Source organism: Streptomyces sp. CS113 (assembly GCF_002188365.1).
Classification (GTDB): Bacteria; Actinomycetota; Actinomycetes; order Streptomycetales; family Streptomycetaceae; genus Streptomyces; species Streptomyces tendae.
In genome coordinates, this window is the sequence record NZ_KZ195574.1 from 6,095,836 (window position 1) to 6,111,037 (window position 15,202).

A 15,202-nucleotide genomic window follows, 5' to 3' on the forward strand; every position below is an offset into this window, starting at 1 on the left:
CGGACCGCCCGGTCGCGGCGGCGGACGGCGGGTACGTCCGCGGGTACAACGGCGCAGAACCTCCAGGTAGCCTTGCACGCGTGCCCCGTCTGTCAGAAGTCATCGCCGCGCTGGACAACCTGTGGCCCGCCGAGCGGGCCGAGTCCTGGGACGCGGTCGGCACCGTCGTGGGCGAGCCCGACCAGGAGGTCACGCGGGTCCTGTTCGCGGTGGACCCCGTCCAGGAGATCGTCGACGAGGCGGTGAAGCTGGGCGCCGACCTGCTCGTCACCCATCACCCGCTGTATCTGCGCGGGACGACGACGGTCGCGGCGTCCACCTTCAAGGGCCGCGTCGTGCACACGCTCATCAAGAACGACATCGCCCTGCACGTCGCCCACACCAACGCCGACACCGCCGACCCGGGCGTCTCCGACGCGCTGGCCGGCGCCCTCGACCTGAACGTCGTACGGCCCCTGGTGCCGGACCCGGGCGACCCCGCGGGGCGCCGCGGCCTGGGCCGGGTGTGCGAGCTGCCGCACCCGCTGACCGTCCGCGAGTTCGCCGCCCGCGCCGCCGAGCGGCTGCCCGCCACGGCGCAGGGCATCCGCGTCGCCGGCGACCCGGAGGCGACCGTGCGCACCGTCGCCGTCAGCGGCGGCTCCGGCGACAGCCTCTTCGACCACGTGCGGGCGGCCGGCGTCGACGCCTTCCTCACCGCGGACCTGCGCCACCACCCGGCCGCCGAGTTCATCGCGGACCGCGCCCACAGTCCCCTCGCGCTGCTCGACGCGGCGCACTGGGCCACCGAGTGGCCCTGGTGCGAGCTGGGCGCGGCCCAGCTCGACGAGATCTCCGACCGCAACGGCTGGGACCTCAGGGTCCACGTCTCCAAGACGGTCACCGACCCCTGGACCGCCCACGCGGCGTCCACTCCGACCTCCGACTCACTGGGAGCCCCCAACTGAAAGCCGCGCCCGCCGACCAGATCCGACTCCTCGACGTCCAGGGCTTCGACACGCGGCTCCAGCAGCTCGCGCACAAGCGCCGGTCCCTGCCCGAGCACGCCGAGATCGAGTCGCTGACCAAGGACCACACCCAGCTGCGCGACCTGCTCGTGGCCGCGCAGACCGAGGAGAGCGACTGCGCCCGCGAGCAGACCAAGGCCGAGCAGGACGTGGACCAGGTGCGCCAGCGCGCCGGCCGCGACCAGCAGCGCCTGGACTCCGGCGCCGTCACCTCCCCGAAGGACCTGGAGAACCTCCAGCGCGAGATCGCCTCCCTCGCCAAGCGCCAGGGCGACCTCGAGGACGTCGTCCTGGAGGTGATGGAGCGCCGCGAGTCCGCGCAGGAGCGGGTCGCCGAGCTGACCGAGCGGGTCGGCGCGGTCCAGGGCAAGATCGACGACGCCACCGCGCGCCGGGACGCGGCCGTCGAGGAGCTGGACGGCGAGGTGGCCTCGGTGACCAAGGAGCGCGAGGTCGTCGCGGGTTCCGTCCCCGACGACCTGCTGAAGCTCTACGACAAGCTGCGCGAGCAGCAGGGCGGCGTCGGCGCGGCCAAGCTGTACCAGCGCAGCTGCCAGGGATGCCGCCAGGAGCTGGCCATCACGGAGCTGAGCGAGATCCGTTCCTCGGCGCCCGACACGGTCGTACGCTGCGAGAACTGCCGCCGCATCCTGGTGCGCACCGCCGACTCCGGGCTGTAGGGGCGGTCGGTGACTGAACGGTGGGAGGCGCGGTGACCGGTCCGGCGCGGGAGTTCGTCGTCGAGGCCGACGGCGGGTCGCGGGGCAACCCGGGGCCCGCGGGCTACGGCGCGGCCGTGCTGGACGCGGCGACGGGGGAGACCCTGGTGGAGGCCGCCGAGTACCTCGGGGTCGTCACGAACAACGTCGCCGAGTACCGGGGCCTGCTGGCCGGCCTGCGCGCGGCCCGGCAGCTGGACCCGGACGCCACCGTTCACGTCCGCATGGACTCCAAGCTCGTCGTCGAGCAGATGTCGGGCCGCTGGAAGATCAAGCACCCCGACATGAAGCCGCTGGCGGCCGAGGCGGCCCGCGTCTTCCCGCCCGGCCGCGTGACGTACGAGTGGATCCCCCGCGCCGACAACAAGCACGCCGACCGCCTGGCCAACGAGGCGATGGACGCGGGCGCGCGCGGCGAACAGTGGTCGCCGTCCGCGTCGACGGCGGAACTGGACGCGGCCGCCGACCGTGCCGCACCCGCCGCTCGTACGGCCGGCTCCCGCCGGAACGGGACCGCGTCGGGCGTCGCACCCGCCGGTGCCGACGGCGGTGACGGTGGGGAGGCCGCCGCGGAAGGAGGCGGAGCGGTGGCGAGCGAGCGTCTCGCGCGGGCGGGCCGGTCCGGCGCCGAAACCGCGTCGCCCGGTGCGGGGACGCGTGCCGCCGCCGGCGCTCCCGGCACCCGTGTCACCGCCGAGACCTCGGGCGAGGCCGACGTGCGGGCCGCGAAGGCCGTGGCCTCGCCCGGCTGGGGGCCCGCCGACATGGGCGCCCCCGCCACCTTCGTCCTCCTGCGGCACGGGGAGACGCCCCTCACCCCGCAGAAGCGCTTCTCCGGGAGCGGCGGCAGCGATCCGTCCCTGTCGCCCGTAGGCCGCGAGCAGGCCGAGAAGGTCGCCGAGAGCCTCGCCCGGCGCGGCACGATCGAGGCGATCGTCGCCTCGCCCCTGGCCCGCACCCGCGAGACCGCCGGCATCGTCGCCGCCCGCCTGGGTCTGGAGGTGACGGTCGAGGAGGGGCTGCGCGAGACCGACTTCGGCGCCTGGGAGGGGCTCACCTTCGGCGAGGTGCGCGACCGCCACCCCGCCGACCTGGACGCCTGGCTGGCCTCGCCGGACGCGGAACCGACCGGCGGCGGCGAGAGCTTCGCGGCCACCGCCACCCGGATCGCCGCCACCCGCGACAAGCTCGTCGCGGCCTACGCGGGCCGCACGGTGCTGCTGGTCTCCCACGTCACGCCGATCAAGACGTTCCTGCGCCTCGCCCTGGGCGCCCCGCCCGAGTCGCTGTTCCGGATGGAACTGTCGGCGGCGTCGCTGTCGGCGGTGGCGTACTACGCGGACGGCGGGGCGAGCGTCCGCCTGTTCAACGAGACGTCCCACCTGCGCTGAGCGCCGCCGCCTCGCGGGCCAGCGCCTCCACGCGGCCCCAGTCCCGGCCGGCCACCGCGTCCTTGGGCAGCATCCAACTTCCCCCGACACAGCCGACGTTGGGCAGTGCCAGGTACTCCGGCGCGGAGGCCGGGGAGATGCCGCCGGTCGGGCAGAAGCGCGCCTGCGGCAGCGGCGCGGCGAGCGCCTTGAGATAGGCCGTGCCGCCCGCGGCCTCGGCCGGGAAGAACTTCATCTCCCGCACCCCGCGCTCCAGCAGCGCCACCACCTCCGACGTGGTCGACACCCCCGGCAGGAACGGCACCCCGGACGCCCGCATCGCTTCCAGCAGCGTGTCCGTCCACCCCGGGCTGACCAGGAACCGCGCCCCGGCGGACACGACCTCCCGCACCTGCGCCGCCGTGACGACCGTGCCCGCGCCCACCACCGCACCCGGCACCTCACCGGCGATGGCCCGGATCGCGTCGAGGGCGACCGGCGTCCGCAGGGTCACCTCGATCGCGGGCAGCCCGCCGGCGACGAGCGCCCTGGCGAGCGGCACGGCGTCGGCGAGATCGTCGACGACCACGACGGGCACGACGGGCGCGAGATCCAGCACCGAGGCGGCGGGGGAGGAGGGCAGCGGAGAACTCATGCCCTCATCGTGCCGCCGAAACGCACTCTCTGCAATCGCCGTTGCATTCTGCGCAACAGATGCGGGATGGACGGATCAGTGCACCTCGTCCACCAGCACGTCCAGCGACCACGGCCGCCCGGCCTTCGCGGGCGCCGCCGCCTCCACCTCGTACCCCAGCTCCCGCAGTGCCTCCACCAGCTCCGCCGGCCCCTCGGGCGCGGTCCCGGACGCCAGCAGACTCCGTACGATCCGACCCTTGGTCGCCTTGTTGAAGTGGCTGACCACCTTCCGCGTCGGCGCGTGCAGCACCCGCACGGTCGCCGTCCGCGAGGCGACCTCGCCCTTCGGTTTCCACGCCGCCGCGTACGCCGCCGACCGCAGGTCGAGCACCAGTCCGTTCCCGGCCGCCTCCGGCAGCACCTCGGCCATCGGCGCCCGCCAGTGCGCGCCCAGCGCCCCGAGTCCGGGCAGCTTCACGCCCATCGAGCACCGGTAGGAGGGAATCCGGTCGGTCACCCGCACGGCACCCCACAGCCCCGAGAAGACCAGCAGCGACCTGCCCGCCCGCCGTTTGGCGGCGGCGTCCAGCGAGGCCAGGTCCAGCGCGTCGTACAGCACCCCGGTGTAGATCTCCCCGGCCGGACGCGCACCCGCCGTCATCAGCTCCACGTTCTTGGCGACCTCGCCGCGCAGGCCCTCGCTCAGCCCGAGCACCTCGCGCGCCTTCTCCTCGTCGCCGGCACACAGCTCCACCAGCTCGCCGAGGACGGCCTCCCGGGCCGCGGTGAGGCCCGGCAGGGACAGCGACCCGGTCTTCAACGGGGTGCCCCGGCCGGACGCGGCCTTCCCCTCGGACGGCGGCAGCAGGACAAGCACACGTACTCCTTCACTCGCGAGCCCCAGGCTCCCGATCAGGGTACGGCGTGCCCCTCCCGCGCCAGGTCGACGGCCCGTACGAACGCACCGGGGTCGTCGGCGTGACAGCGCACGACGCGGACCTCGCGGCGCCGCCCGAAGAAGGAGACGTGGGCGACGGTCTCGGCCAGTTCGACGGTGACGGAGGTCTGGGACCCCACGGCGAGATCGAGTTCGCCGTCGGCCCGCTCGTGCGTCGCGCGCAGCTCGCGCCGGACGGTGGCGATCCGCTCCAGCGGTATCCGTACGTCGACGTGGACGGCCCGCCGGATCCGCAGCGTCCCGGCGGCCGGGTCCACGACGTGCGGCCGGACCACGGACGCGGCGTGCAGCCCGATCACGATCACGACCGTGTACACGTCCAGGACCAGCACCACGTGGTGCACGGTGGGCCAGTCCCGCAGCAGCAGCGACATCATCACGGACTCGACGACACACACGAAGGCGAACCCGGACATCATCGCGCCCTGCCCCCGCGCGTAGCCGAAGACCGACCCGCCGGCCACCGCCCCGTGGGTCCGCCGGACCGCCCACAGCCACAGACTGGCCAGCAAGCGCAGCTCGTGCCGGATCAGGAGGCGCGGGAGCGCGACGAGGGACGGGCCCGGGCCCGGACCCTGGCGCGTCATGACCGCCGCTCCCGCGACACGAGGGCGAGCGCCCGCCGCACCGCCTCCGCCTGCCCCGGCGCGAAGTCGGCGTACATGGCGCGCAGGACGCCGTGCCCGGTATCGAGGTCGACGCCCTCCGCGGGCAGCAGTTCCGCGGGGATGCAGTCGGCGAGCGCCCGCGCCGCCCCGGCCACCCGGGGATCGTCGGCACCGGCGTCCGCCAGCTCGTCCAGCAGGGCGTACGCCTGGTGGGCGCGCGCCACCGCCTCCGGGGACTCGAACGCCCCGCGCAGCGTGGCCAGCATCCCCTCCCGCTCCTCCGGTCCCACCGCGCCCTCCATGAACGCCAGCATCTCCCGGTCCCGCAGGGCCATCGGCGAACCGGACACGTCCCCCATGCCCGCGAACAACTCGGCCAGCTCCACCGACACCGGTCCCTCGGCCGGCAGCCCGCCCTCCGTCTCCAGCAGCGCCCGCAGCCGCGTCCGGCGCTCCCGGATCGCCGCCTCCTGCCGCGCGAGATCCGCGTCCAGCTCCGCCAGCACCTCGGCCAGATCCTTCCCGGCCTCGTCCGCGAGCACGTCCCGCACCTCCGCGAGCCCGAGCCCCAGCTCGGTCAGCCGCCGGATCCGGGCCAGCACGACGACGTGCCGCAGGGTGTACGTCCGGTACCCGTTGGCCAGCCGTTCCGGTTCGGGCAGCAGGCCCTGGTGGTGGTAGTGCCGCACGGTCCGCGTGGTGACGCCGACGGCGTCGGCGAGTTCTCCGATCCGCATGACCCCAGTAGAAACGTTGACGTTGCGACAGGGTCAAGCGTGGTGTGCCCGGCCGGCGGACCGGGCTTCCGGACAGCGACGTCGCTCCTGTGCCACGATCGAGGGAACGGTTTCCGATCTCTCGGACAGGTGATCAGACGATGCCCCAGTCTGGCGAGCGACCGAAGGAGGGGCGTGACATGACTGCCATGGCACACGAACCGATCACGCGGGACCTCCTGCTGGAGTGGTTTCTCGCCCTGGACACCCCGGAGGGGTTCCGGGCGGAGCTGGTCGAAGGGGAGATCGTCGTGACACCGCCGCCGGACGGGGACCACGAGGATTACATCGGGCTGATTGTGAGTCAGGTGCACCGGCGGTCCGTCACCGACATGCAGTTCTCCGGCAACAAGGGCCTCAAACTGAAGAACGCCGATGGTCTCTTGGCAGACCATGTGATCCCTGACGGCACCTTCGCGCCCGCGGTTTCCAGGCTCTATCGCGGAGCCGAGCCCTGGATGCCCGGCGACGGTGTCTCACTGGTGCTCGAGGTGACCTCCAGCAAGCCCAAGGCCGACCGCGAGACCAAACGCCACGCCTATGCGCGCGGCGATATCCCGTTCTACCTGCTCGTCGACCGTCAGGAGTCGTCGATCACACTGTTCAGCGACCCGGGCCACGACGACTACCGACAGCACTGCACCGTCGCCTTCGGAAAGCCGCTCACCCTCCCCGCCCCCTTCTCCTTCGACCTGGACACCACCGACTTCCTCTGATCCCGTTGGGGCAGGGGGTGGTCGGCGATGGACGCGCGCGGCGAGCAGGCACGCTGGACGAGGGCACGGCTGGGGACGGCCGGCCCGACCCTCGACCTCCTCACCGCCCGTTTCGACCGGCACGTCTACGCCCCGCACGCCCACGACGAGTACACGGTCGGCGTCACCGTCGGCGGCCTGGAGGTCATCGCCTACCGGGGCGGTCACATCCACTCGGGGCCGGGCTCCATCGTCGTCCTGGAACCGGGCGAGGTGCACACCGGCGGCCCCGCCGCCCCTGAGGGCTACTCCTACCGAGCCCTGTACGCCGCCCCGGACCTCCTCACCGACGGCACCCGGACGGACACCATCCTCCCGCACTTCCGTGAGCCTGTCCTCGACGATCCCGAACTCGCCGCCGCCCTGCGCGCCGCGCACACGGACCTGGCCCGCTGCCCCGACCCCCTGGAGGCGGAGTCCCGCCTGCCCTGGCTGCTCGCGGCCCTCGCCCGCCGCCACTCCACGGCCCGCGCGGCCGACGACACGGTCCCCGGCGCCGACGGCGTCGCCCGCGTCGTACGCGACCGCCTCGCCGACGAACTCCTCGCGCCGCCGTCCCTGGCGGCCCTCGCCACCGACCTCGGCCTGTCCCGCTACCAACTCCTGCGGGCCTTCCGTACGTCGACGGGGATGCCGCCGTACGCCTGGCTCGCCCAGCACCGGGTGGCCAGGGCGCGGGGGCTCCTGGACGCGGGCCTGCGCCCCGCCGAGGTGGCGGCGCTCGTGGGCTTCGCCGACCAGGCGCACCTGACCCGCTGGTTCCGCCGGGTCCTCGGGGTCACCCCGGCGGCGTACCGCAACAGCGTTCAAGACCGCGCGGGGTGAGGCGGCCGAGACTCCCCGCATGACTGCACGCGGCTGGTTCCTGTTCTCCCTGATGGGAGTGGTCTGGGGCGTCCCCTACCTGATGATCAAGGTGGCGGTGGACGAGGTGTCCCCGTCCGGAGTGGTGTTCGCGCGCTGCGCGCTCGGCGCGGCACTCCTGCTCCCCTTCGCCCTGCGCACGGGAGACCTCTTCGGCACCGTACGGCGCCACTGGAAGCCGATGCTGGCCTTCGCCGTGATCGAGATCATCGGCCCCTGGTGGACCCTGACGGACGCCGAACGGCACCTGTCCAGCTCCACCGCCGGGCTGCTGATCGCGGGCGTGCCCATCGTCGGGGTGCTCCTGGCCCGCTTCTTCGGCGCCGAGGAACGGGTCGGCGCCCGCCGCGTCACCGGACTCGGCCTCGGCCTCGGGGGCGTCGCCGTCCTCACCGTGCCGCACCTCACCGGCGGCGACGCGCGCTCGCTGGCCGAGGTGCTGGTGACGGTCGTCGGCTACGCCACCGCCCCACTGATCGCCGCCCGCCACCTCAAGGACGTCCCCACCCTCCAGCTCATCACCCCCTGCCTGACCCTGGCCGCCGTCGTCTACGCCCCCGCGGCCTTCCTGACCCGGCCCGCCGGCCTCCCCTCCGGCGAGGCCCTGGCAGCCCTGGCCGGACTCGGGGTCGTCTGCACGGCGATCGCGTTCGTGGTGTTCCTGGAGCTGATCAAGGAGGCCGGCCCGGTCCGCGCCGGCGTCATCACGTACGTCAACCCGGCGGTCGCCGTCGCCGCGGGCGCCCTCTTCCTGGACGAGGAGCTGACCCTCGGCATCGGTGTCGCCTTCACCCTGATCCTGGCCGGCTCGGTCCTCGCGACGGCCGCCGCCGGTCCGGGGCGGGAGGTCCGCCGGGTACCATGGTCGACACGGCAGACGAGCCGGGCGGGCGGCCGCGTGGAGTCCCTCACGGGACTTCCCGAGGAACGTCCGGGCTCCACAGGGCAGGGTGATGGCTAACGGCCACCCGGGGTGACCCGCGGGACAGTGCCACAGAAAGCAGACCGCCGGAGGCTTCGGCCCCCGGTAAGGGTGAAACGGTGGTGTAAGAGACCACCAGTGCCCAGGGCGACCTGGGCAGCTAGGTAAACCCCACCCGGAGCAAGGTCAAGAGGGGGCACCCCGGTGCCCCTGCGCGGACGATCGAGGGCTGCCCGCCCGAGTCCGCGGGTAGACCGCTGGAGGCCGGTGGCAACGCCGGCCCTAGATGGATGGCCGTCGCCGACGGGACCGCGAGGCCCCGTCGGAACAGAACCCGGCGTATGTCCCGACTCGTCTGCCTTTTTCATGTTTTTGCAGCATATGGAGGCATTGGCTGCCTCTGGATGTCTCTGGCCGGGTCGTTTCGGTTCGAATTGCAGCCCAGGTCCCGGGGACAACGTGGACATGTACGGCCAGTACTCCTTTGGTTAGGTGCCTGATTTCCGGTCCGTTGCCGAGCGTGAAGCGTTTGCTCCCCTTCTTGAGCTTCCGTCCGCCGGAGAGGGACTGTAAATCGTTCGGCTCTGTCCCGTAATCGGTGGTAACGAGGGGTGACGACCGTCGTTGACGGTGCATGGAAGATGTCAACGACCTTGTGGACGTAGTGTTTTCGGGACTCGCCTCGCTCGTCGTCGACGAAGTGACGGACGAGGGCGAGTTCATCCGGGTGCGGGCCCGGACGCGGGACGAGTTGGTGCAGTGCCCGGTGTGCGGGCAGCCGACGGGGCGGGTGCATGGCATCCATCAACGTACGATCGCGGACGTGCCGGCGGACGGCAGGCGAGTCGTGGTATCGGTGCAGGTCCGGCGTCTGGTCTGCCCGGTCCTGGGGTGCCACCGCCAGACGTTCCGTGAACAGGTCCCCGGCCTGATCGAACGCTATCAGCGGCGCACATGCCGCCTCGCCGACCAGCTCGGCCAGGTGGTGAAGGAGTTAGCGGGCCGGGCGGGTGCCCGCCTCTCCCGTGTCCTGGCTGTGGCGATATCCCGCTCGACCGCGCTCAGGCTCCTGGCCCACCTGCCCTTGCCCGTGGTGCGGGTGCCGCGCGTCCTGGGCGTCGACGACTTCGCGCTCAAGCGCCGCCACCGCTACGCAACCGTCCTGATTGAGTGGTGTGCATCGTGAAGTCCCTGGTCATGGGGCTGGTGTGGGCGGGCTTCGGGGTACTCGGGCTGGTCACGAGCGCATGACTCCCGTCTAGATCATCGGTCAGCGGGCGACTTCGCGGTTCGTCAGCACCAGCAGGGCCCTGGCCAGGGAGGTCGGCCATTTCGGGTCGGTGCGGACCTTGGTGAGCACTCGCCAGTTCTGAAGGTGCGCGAAACCGTGCTCGACCGGCGCACGGACGGCGGCCAGCTCCGTGTTGGACAGCTTCCGGCCGCGGGTGAGCGGCCGGTTGCGGGCGGCCTTGTAGCCGGGGATCACCGCCGGGTCGGCCTCCGGGCTGCTGTCGTCGAGGCCGACGAAGCCCAGGTCGGCGATCGCGCCGAGGCCGGCCGCGCGAAGACGGTCGGTGAGCTGGTCGTGGCGGCAGGCCGTGATCTGTCGGGGCGTAACTGGCGGGCCCCCCGATTCCTGCTCGGCCGCGGCCAACTCCGCCTGGCTACGGTCGGCCTCCTCCCGCAGCTCCTCCACACGACGGCGAGCACCCAGCTCACGCTGCTCCAACAGCCCAACCACCGACGGCATCCACGACCTCCCGGGAAGCGGCTGCACGACAGGCCACCAATCCCACAGAATCGCTGGCCTACGCCCGACCAGCGGAAAAACGCAGTCCTCAAGTCCGGAAAGGCAATGCCTTCTCAACCCGCACTGCTCTGTCTCAGGTTCAGGTATTCCATCGAATGGTGGTGTAAAGGTCGGTCCCGGCGGGGAGCGGGCTTACCTCTTCAACCTTTCCCGGATTCTTCAGGCTCCCCCGGTACACCTTGCCAGTATCCCCCTGGCCGTCGCCTCCTGCGAGGATGTACAGCCAAGAATAATCCGGAGTCAACATCGCACCGAAGATTCGCCGATTGGTGGACGCAGCGATCACGGACTTCACGGCAAGGGTGTCGGTCTGGAGATATTCCAGATTGCTCTCTGCTCTGGAGGGGTTCACAGTCACTGTAAAGAACTCGTTGTCGTCCCCCGTGCATAGCAGCTCAGTACTACTCAGCCATGCCGTGGGGTTGCAGTACTCGGCTGTGCCTTTGGCGTCTTTAACTCGCACCTCCCGATCCCAGGGGCCAATAACTCCGAGGTCGGAAAACCGGTCGGCGCCAGGTGAAATGACGTCATAGGCGAACTTTCCCGAAGATTCGTTCCCCTCGGCGACGAACCTTTTATTCGGGTGAATCGGGTCCAGGCAAGGAATCGCTAGTGACCCTACGACCTGGTAACCCTCATCAAGGTCATCCTTGAAGCAGGCGAAGCTGAACTTTCGACTGGCGAGACGACCTCTCTTGTCGGCAGATTTGATTTCCTGGCTATCTCGCAGGAACCAGAGATCTCCACTACCAGAGAATCCTGGGTTTGAGTCGATGTACTCCTCGGGGGAGTATCCTGACTTCGCGGACTTCTGTGTTATGTCGAAGAATCTTCCGGTCGTGAGGTCTAGCCAGCCAACATGGCCCCCGCCGTCAGTGTAGTCGTGGCCGTTCGTGTCGACTTGGATCGCGATGCGATTTCCGTCTGGGGAAATTGCGCTGACGCCATGCTCGCACGGATTTGGAATGTTCGAAGTCCCGCCACCTGCCTGCTTGGCGATCTCTGTAAGCCTCGTTTTTAAGTCGCCAAAGGAGACCGAAGCGGCCTTCTCTTTGAAGCCTATGTTGTAACGGGAGGCAACCCACCCTTCATTGGTCCGATTGCAGATAACTGGCCCTGAGGTGAAGAACACATCAGTGAGCTTGCGCGAGAATTCTCGGAGCTCTCCTCCGGGAGACCCATTCACGCTGGCGGTCTCATCGCCATTGGACGGTTCTCCTGTTGCCGCTGTGTGATCCTTGGCGCTGTTGGGTCTCTGATCAGCATGGGTGGCGGCTGAGACGATGGCGGTGATACCACCAGAGAGAAGGAGGAGTGCTGAGGCGCCTCCGACCCAAAACTTCCAGCTCCCGGACCGGTAAACCTTTTTCGATTGATCGACGTCCCCTTGTGCGAAGGTAGCTCCCTTTCTGATCTGAAAGTCGCCAGAATTATTGAAGCTCGCCCGATAATCGCCGCGCGAGGGCTTGGAAGCCTGTACCTCGCGTACAAGTGCAGCCAGTTGGTCGGCAAACTGCTGATTCGCCTCACCTTGCACCTGTAGAGCAGAACGCAGATACGCCTGGATTGAAGCGTCTTGTGGGCTCTCCTCGACCCGCTCCAAAATCGCGGCGCCTGCTTGAGTCGCCCTTAGTTGATCTTCCGCCAGGGTGTAGAGACGATCGATAGCGCTGTTCTGCACACGCTCCAGCACTCCGCTGCCCAGTTGCGCAAGGTAGTCGGTGAGTGCATCCGCCGCATCATGCGTGATTGGTGCGATATCCACGCAAGCCCCCTCCTCCTGCGAGCCGACCAACAATCGTGCTGTCGGCCGTCAAGGCCGAAGGGGTCCTTGACTCACTGATGAACCGTTGGTGCCCCGAGATCGCCGCCACGGCCAAATCGCCGTGCTCGGCATCCGACGGATTTGTGGACTCCGTCGTCCTTGCATCCATGACCCTGTGCTCTCCGTCCCCTACTTGTGAGGTTTCCCTGCGGACGGCCCGACGGCCGTCATCCGCACGCCTCTGCCTGCCCTCCCTGGGCTGGCTGAGCAGCCACATCACGGCAGTGCACGACAAGTCCGACGCACCCCGCCTCGGCCTTGGCTGCTCAGCGGAGCGGTTGGCCTTGAGCATCGGAGACGTCGAGGGTTGTTCGCCACTCTGCAAGAGCAGACATAATCAACCAAACAATCTGAACGTCGGGGGAGGTGGACAGAGTTGGCAGGCAGGCCGGGGCGTCGGGAACAGCCGCTCGATCCACAGGCGGGTCCGCTGGAACGCTTCGCGCTAGAGCTGCGCGCACTCCGTAAAAAGGCCGGACTCACCTACTCGGAGATGGCCGTTGCGGCTCATTTCTCTCCCAGTACGCTGTCTCAGGCAGCCGCTGGGCAGCGGCTGCCCACCCGAGAGGTACTCCTTGCCTACGTCCGCGCCTGCAGCGGGGATCCACACCCGTGGTACGAACACTGGGAGCAGGTACGGCGTGACCTGTACGGGGCCGAGACACACGGGAACGCTGCCCGCGTCGTCCCGTATGACTTCGGCCATGCGGAAGCCACCAGTTTCGTGGGCCGTGAACCTGAGCTGGCTGCCGGCGGCGAGCTGCTGGAGCGATGCCGACTTGTCACTCTGGTCGGGATTGGCGGTGTGGGTAAGACGCGGTTGGCCAAGCATCTCGTCCGCGAGGTGGCCGAGCGATTCACGGACGGTACGTACTGTGCGGAGCTGGCCGACCTCGGCAGCGACCACGCCGTCGTCGAAGCGGTCGCCTCCGCCGTCGGCGTGGTTGCCAGGGCGAGGCAGGACCCCATGTCTGCGCTTGCCGGGGCGCTGCGGGGACGTAGTGTCCTCCTCCTGCTCGACAACTGTGAGCACGTGCTGGACGGATGCGTACGCACTGTCCGTGACTTGCTCGCGCTCTTGCCGGAACTGCGCATCCTCGCCACTAGCCGACAGCCCCTCGATATCGGTGCCGAGCATGTGCTACAGGTGAGACCGCTGGGCCTGCCTGCCTTGATGGAGGGGCGCCTGCACGAGACAGATGCCACGGACGAGGGCCCCTTGACCTCTCCGGCCATGACCCTCTTCGTGGACCGCGCCGAGGCTGCCACCCCGGGTTTCCGGGGCACCGAGGTAAACCGGCTCACCGTTGCTCGTGTGTGCCAGAGGCTGGACGGCCTGCCTCTCGCCCTGGAGATCGCCGCACGACGGCTGCGTACCCTGACCGTCGACGAACTTCTGGAACGGCTCGACCACCGGTTCCGCCTGCTCGGCCCCGGCGGAGGCGACCGCACAGCACATCCTCGCCACCAGGCGCTGCGCGCACTCTTCGACTGGAGCTACGAGTTGTGCACCGAGGCCGAGCGAACGGCCTGGCAGCAGCTGTCGTTGTGTTCCGGCGGGATGTTGCTCGCCGATGCCGAGCAACTCTGCGGACGCACCGAAGAAGGCGAAGACCCCGATGCCGCCGCAACCTATGACGCTTTCGAAGCCTTGGCCGGGCTCGTGGACAAGTCACTCCTCACCAGCGTCGAAACAGGCGGTCGCACCCGCCTGCACATGCTCGAAACCGTCCGTGCATACGGGCAGGAACGTCTGACAGAAAGCGGCCGAGCGCAACTCGCCCTGCGTCGCCATCGTGCGTGGTACCTCAACCTCGCCGCACAGGCCGGAATCGCTTACGGCTCCTCTGAACAGGCCGAGTGGCTGCGTCGCCTGCGTGCCGAACACCCCAACCTGCGGCAGATCGTCACCGCACCACCGCCGCCCGGTGAGCCCGCGGAGGCCGTATTACGCGCGTCCCTCGGCTTCTGGCTGCACTGTCTGACATCGGCCAATGTCGGCGAGGGCGCACACTGGATGCGAACGATCCTCGAACGGCACCCGCAGCCTCCCTCCCCCGAGACCACCGTCACATGGTGCCAAGCCGCATGGGTAGCCGGCTTCTTGCTGCTCCTCCACGGAGACCACGACAGCACCCACGAGATGATCAGCCGCAGCGAACAAGCCCTGGCCGACATGCCCGCCGCTTCCGGCAGTGCAAACCTCTCGGCGCACCGGGCGACCAGGGCCGAACTCACCGCTGCTTTTCTGCAGCTGCGGAGCTTGACAGCACTGGTCACCGGGGACACGGAGACCACAGCGCGGCATGCGAACTCCTCCCTGGCTATCGGGCACTGGTTCGCCCCGCTGTTGACACAGCAGCAGTGCATCGCACAACTCGGCTTCGCCGCCGTTCTCCAAGGCGAGCGCACTCGCTCCACCACCCTGCTCGAACAGGCCCTGGCGATGTCCGAGACCCAAGGAAACACGTGGCACCAGTGCTACCTGCTATGGGCCCTCGCCGTCGACCACGGTGAAGCCGGGCAGCCGGAGATCGCCCTGCAACTCCTCCACCGTGCGCTCCGGCACACCAGGAAGATCGACGAACACCTGGGAGAAGCAGCACTCAGCGAAACTCTCGCCTGGCTGCTCTCCTCCTATGGCGACGCACGCTCGGCAGCGGTCCTGCTGGGAGCCGTGGACCGCGTGTGGCACCCGTCCGGCACTCCTCGGCTCTTCGGGTTCGCCCTCCTGACCGCCCACCGGGAACGTGGTCTCGAAAATGCCCGTAGATCACTCGGCGACATCGAGTACACCCGTGCGTACCAGGAAGGCCAACGCCTCGGTCTGCGCCGGGCGCTGGAGAAGGCGCTCCGGGACAATGAGAGGTGTGAAGGCTGAGTTTGCTGGTCACGGGGCTGGTGTGAGTGGGCATCGGGATGCTCGTGCTGGTCGCTGGCAGGTGACTTTGG

General features: G+C 69.7%; 12 protein-coding genes, 1 other RNA gene and 2 pseudogenes. 9 read left to right on the top strand and 6 right to left on the bottom strand.

Annotated elements, in window-relative coordinates:
* The first annotated feature begins 80 nt into the window (after positions 1-80).
* The 3 genes from B9W62_RS27280 to B9W62_RS27290 are packed head-to-tail and all read left to right on the top strand — an operon-like array spanning position 81 to position 3,117.
* Positions 81-947 (top strand): Nif3-like dinuclear metal center hexameric protein, encoded by an 867-nt coding sequence (locus B9W62_RS27280; protein ID WP_087809635.1) that lies wholly within the window; start codon positions 81-83, stop codon positions 945-947.
* Positions 944-1,687 (top strand): zinc ribbon domain-containing protein, encoded by a 744-nt coding sequence (locus tag B9W62_RS27285; RefSeq protein ID WP_179236126.1) that lies wholly within the window; start codon positions 944-946, stop codon positions 1,685-1,687. The genes B9W62_RS27280 and B9W62_RS27285 overlap by 4 nt, the downstream gene beginning before the upstream one ends.
* Positions 1,688-1,719: 32 nt before the next feature.
* Positions 1,720-3,117 carry a bifunctional RNase H/acid phosphatase gene (locus B9W62_RS27290; protein WP_179235698.1) on the top strand — a complete coding sequence of 466 codons (1,398 nt, stop codon included), beginning with the start codon at positions 1,720-1,722 and terminating at the stop codon, positions 3,115-3,117.
* Here the strand turns inward: B9W62_RS27290 and eda are convergent.
* From eda to B9W62_RS27310, 4 genes are all read right to left on the bottom strand, one after another.
* Positions 3,092-3,751, bottom strand: coding sequence for a bifunctional 4-hydroxy-2-oxoglutarate aldolase/2-dehydro-3-deoxy-phosphogluconate aldolase (eda, locus tag B9W62_RS27295; RefSeq protein WP_087809638.1), 660 nt, complete (start codon positions 3,749-3,751; stop codon positions 3,092-3,094). The genes B9W62_RS27290 and eda overlap by 26 nt on opposite strands.
* Before the next feature lie 75 nt (positions 3,752-3,826).
* Positions 3,827-4,609 carry a peroxide stress protein YaaA gene (gene yaaA, locus B9W62_RS27300; protein ID WP_087809639.1) on the bottom strand — a complete coding sequence of 261 codons (783 nt, stop codon included), beginning with the start codon at positions 4,607-4,609 and terminating at the stop codon, positions 3,827-3,829.
* A gap of 35 nt (positions 4,610-4,644) precedes the next feature.
* Complete coding sequence (locus B9W62_RS27305; protein WP_087809640.1) at positions 4,645-5,277, bottom strand: hypothetical protein; 633 nt, start codon at positions 5,275-5,277, stop codon at positions 4,645-4,647.
* Positions 5,274-6,035, bottom strand: coding sequence for a MerR family transcriptional regulator (locus B9W62_RS27310; protein WP_087809641.1), 762 nt, complete (start codon positions 6,033-6,035; stop codon positions 5,274-5,276). Before B9W62_RS27310 ends, B9W62_RS27305 begins: the two co-directional genes overlap by 4 nt.
* Positions 6,036-6,223: 188 nt before the next feature.
* Between B9W62_RS27310 and B9W62_RS27315 the strand changes: the two genes are divergently transcribed.
* The 5 genes and pseudogenes from B9W62_RS27315 to B9W62_RS27340 all read left to right on the top strand — a co-directional run.
* Positions 6,224-6,790, top strand: a complete 567-nt coding sequence (locus tag B9W62_RS27315; RefSeq protein ID WP_087809642.1) for a Uma2 family endonuclease — start codon at positions 6,224-6,226, stop codon at positions 6,788-6,790.
* Positions 6,791-6,817: 27 nt separating this feature from the next.
* Positions 6,818-7,654: an AraC family transcriptional regulator gene (locus B9W62_RS27320; RefSeq protein ID WP_087809643.1), complete on the top strand. Its 837-nt coding sequence runs from the start codon at positions 6,818-6,820 to the stop codon at positions 7,652-7,654.
* Between the two features lie 82 nt (positions 7,655-7,736).
* Positions 7,737-8,501: pseudogene (locus tag B9W62_RS41245) on the top strand (DMT family transporter); the annotation flags it as partial.
* 70 nt (positions 8,502-8,571) lie between these two features.
* An RNA gene (gene rnpB, locus B9W62_RS27335) (RNase P RNA component class A) lies at positions 8,572-8,973 on the top strand.
* 306 nt (positions 8,974-9,279) lie between these two features.
* A pseudogene (locus B9W62_RS27340) lies at positions 9,280-9,786 on the top strand (transposase family protein); the annotation flags it as partial.
* A 99-nt stretch (positions 9,787-9,885) separates the two neighbouring features.
* On the opposite strand, the gene B9W62_RS40890 reads toward B9W62_RS27340, so the two are convergent.
* Positions 9,886-10,365: a hypothetical protein gene (locus tag B9W62_RS40890; protein WP_256976603.1), complete on the bottom strand. Its 480-nt coding sequence runs from the start codon at positions 10,363-10,365 to the stop codon at positions 9,886-9,888.
* Positions 10,366-10,504: 139 nt separating this feature from the next.
* Positions 10,505-12,190 (bottom strand): hypothetical protein, encoded by a 1,686-nt coding sequence (locus B9W62_RS40030; RefSeq protein WP_143665477.1) that lies wholly within the window; start codon positions 12,188-12,190, stop codon positions 10,505-10,507.
* 436 nt (positions 12,191-12,626) lie between these two features.
* Here B9W62_RS40030 and B9W62_RS27350 point away from each other — a divergent pair, with 436 nt between their 5' ends.
* The gene (locus B9W62_RS27350; protein ID WP_087809645.1) at positions 12,627-15,131 is read left to right on the top strand and encodes an ATP-binding protein; all 2,505 of its coding nucleotides are present in this window, start codon (positions 12,627-12,629) and stop codon (positions 15,129-15,131) included.
* The last annotated feature ends 71 nt before the right edge of the window (positions 15,132-15,202 follow it).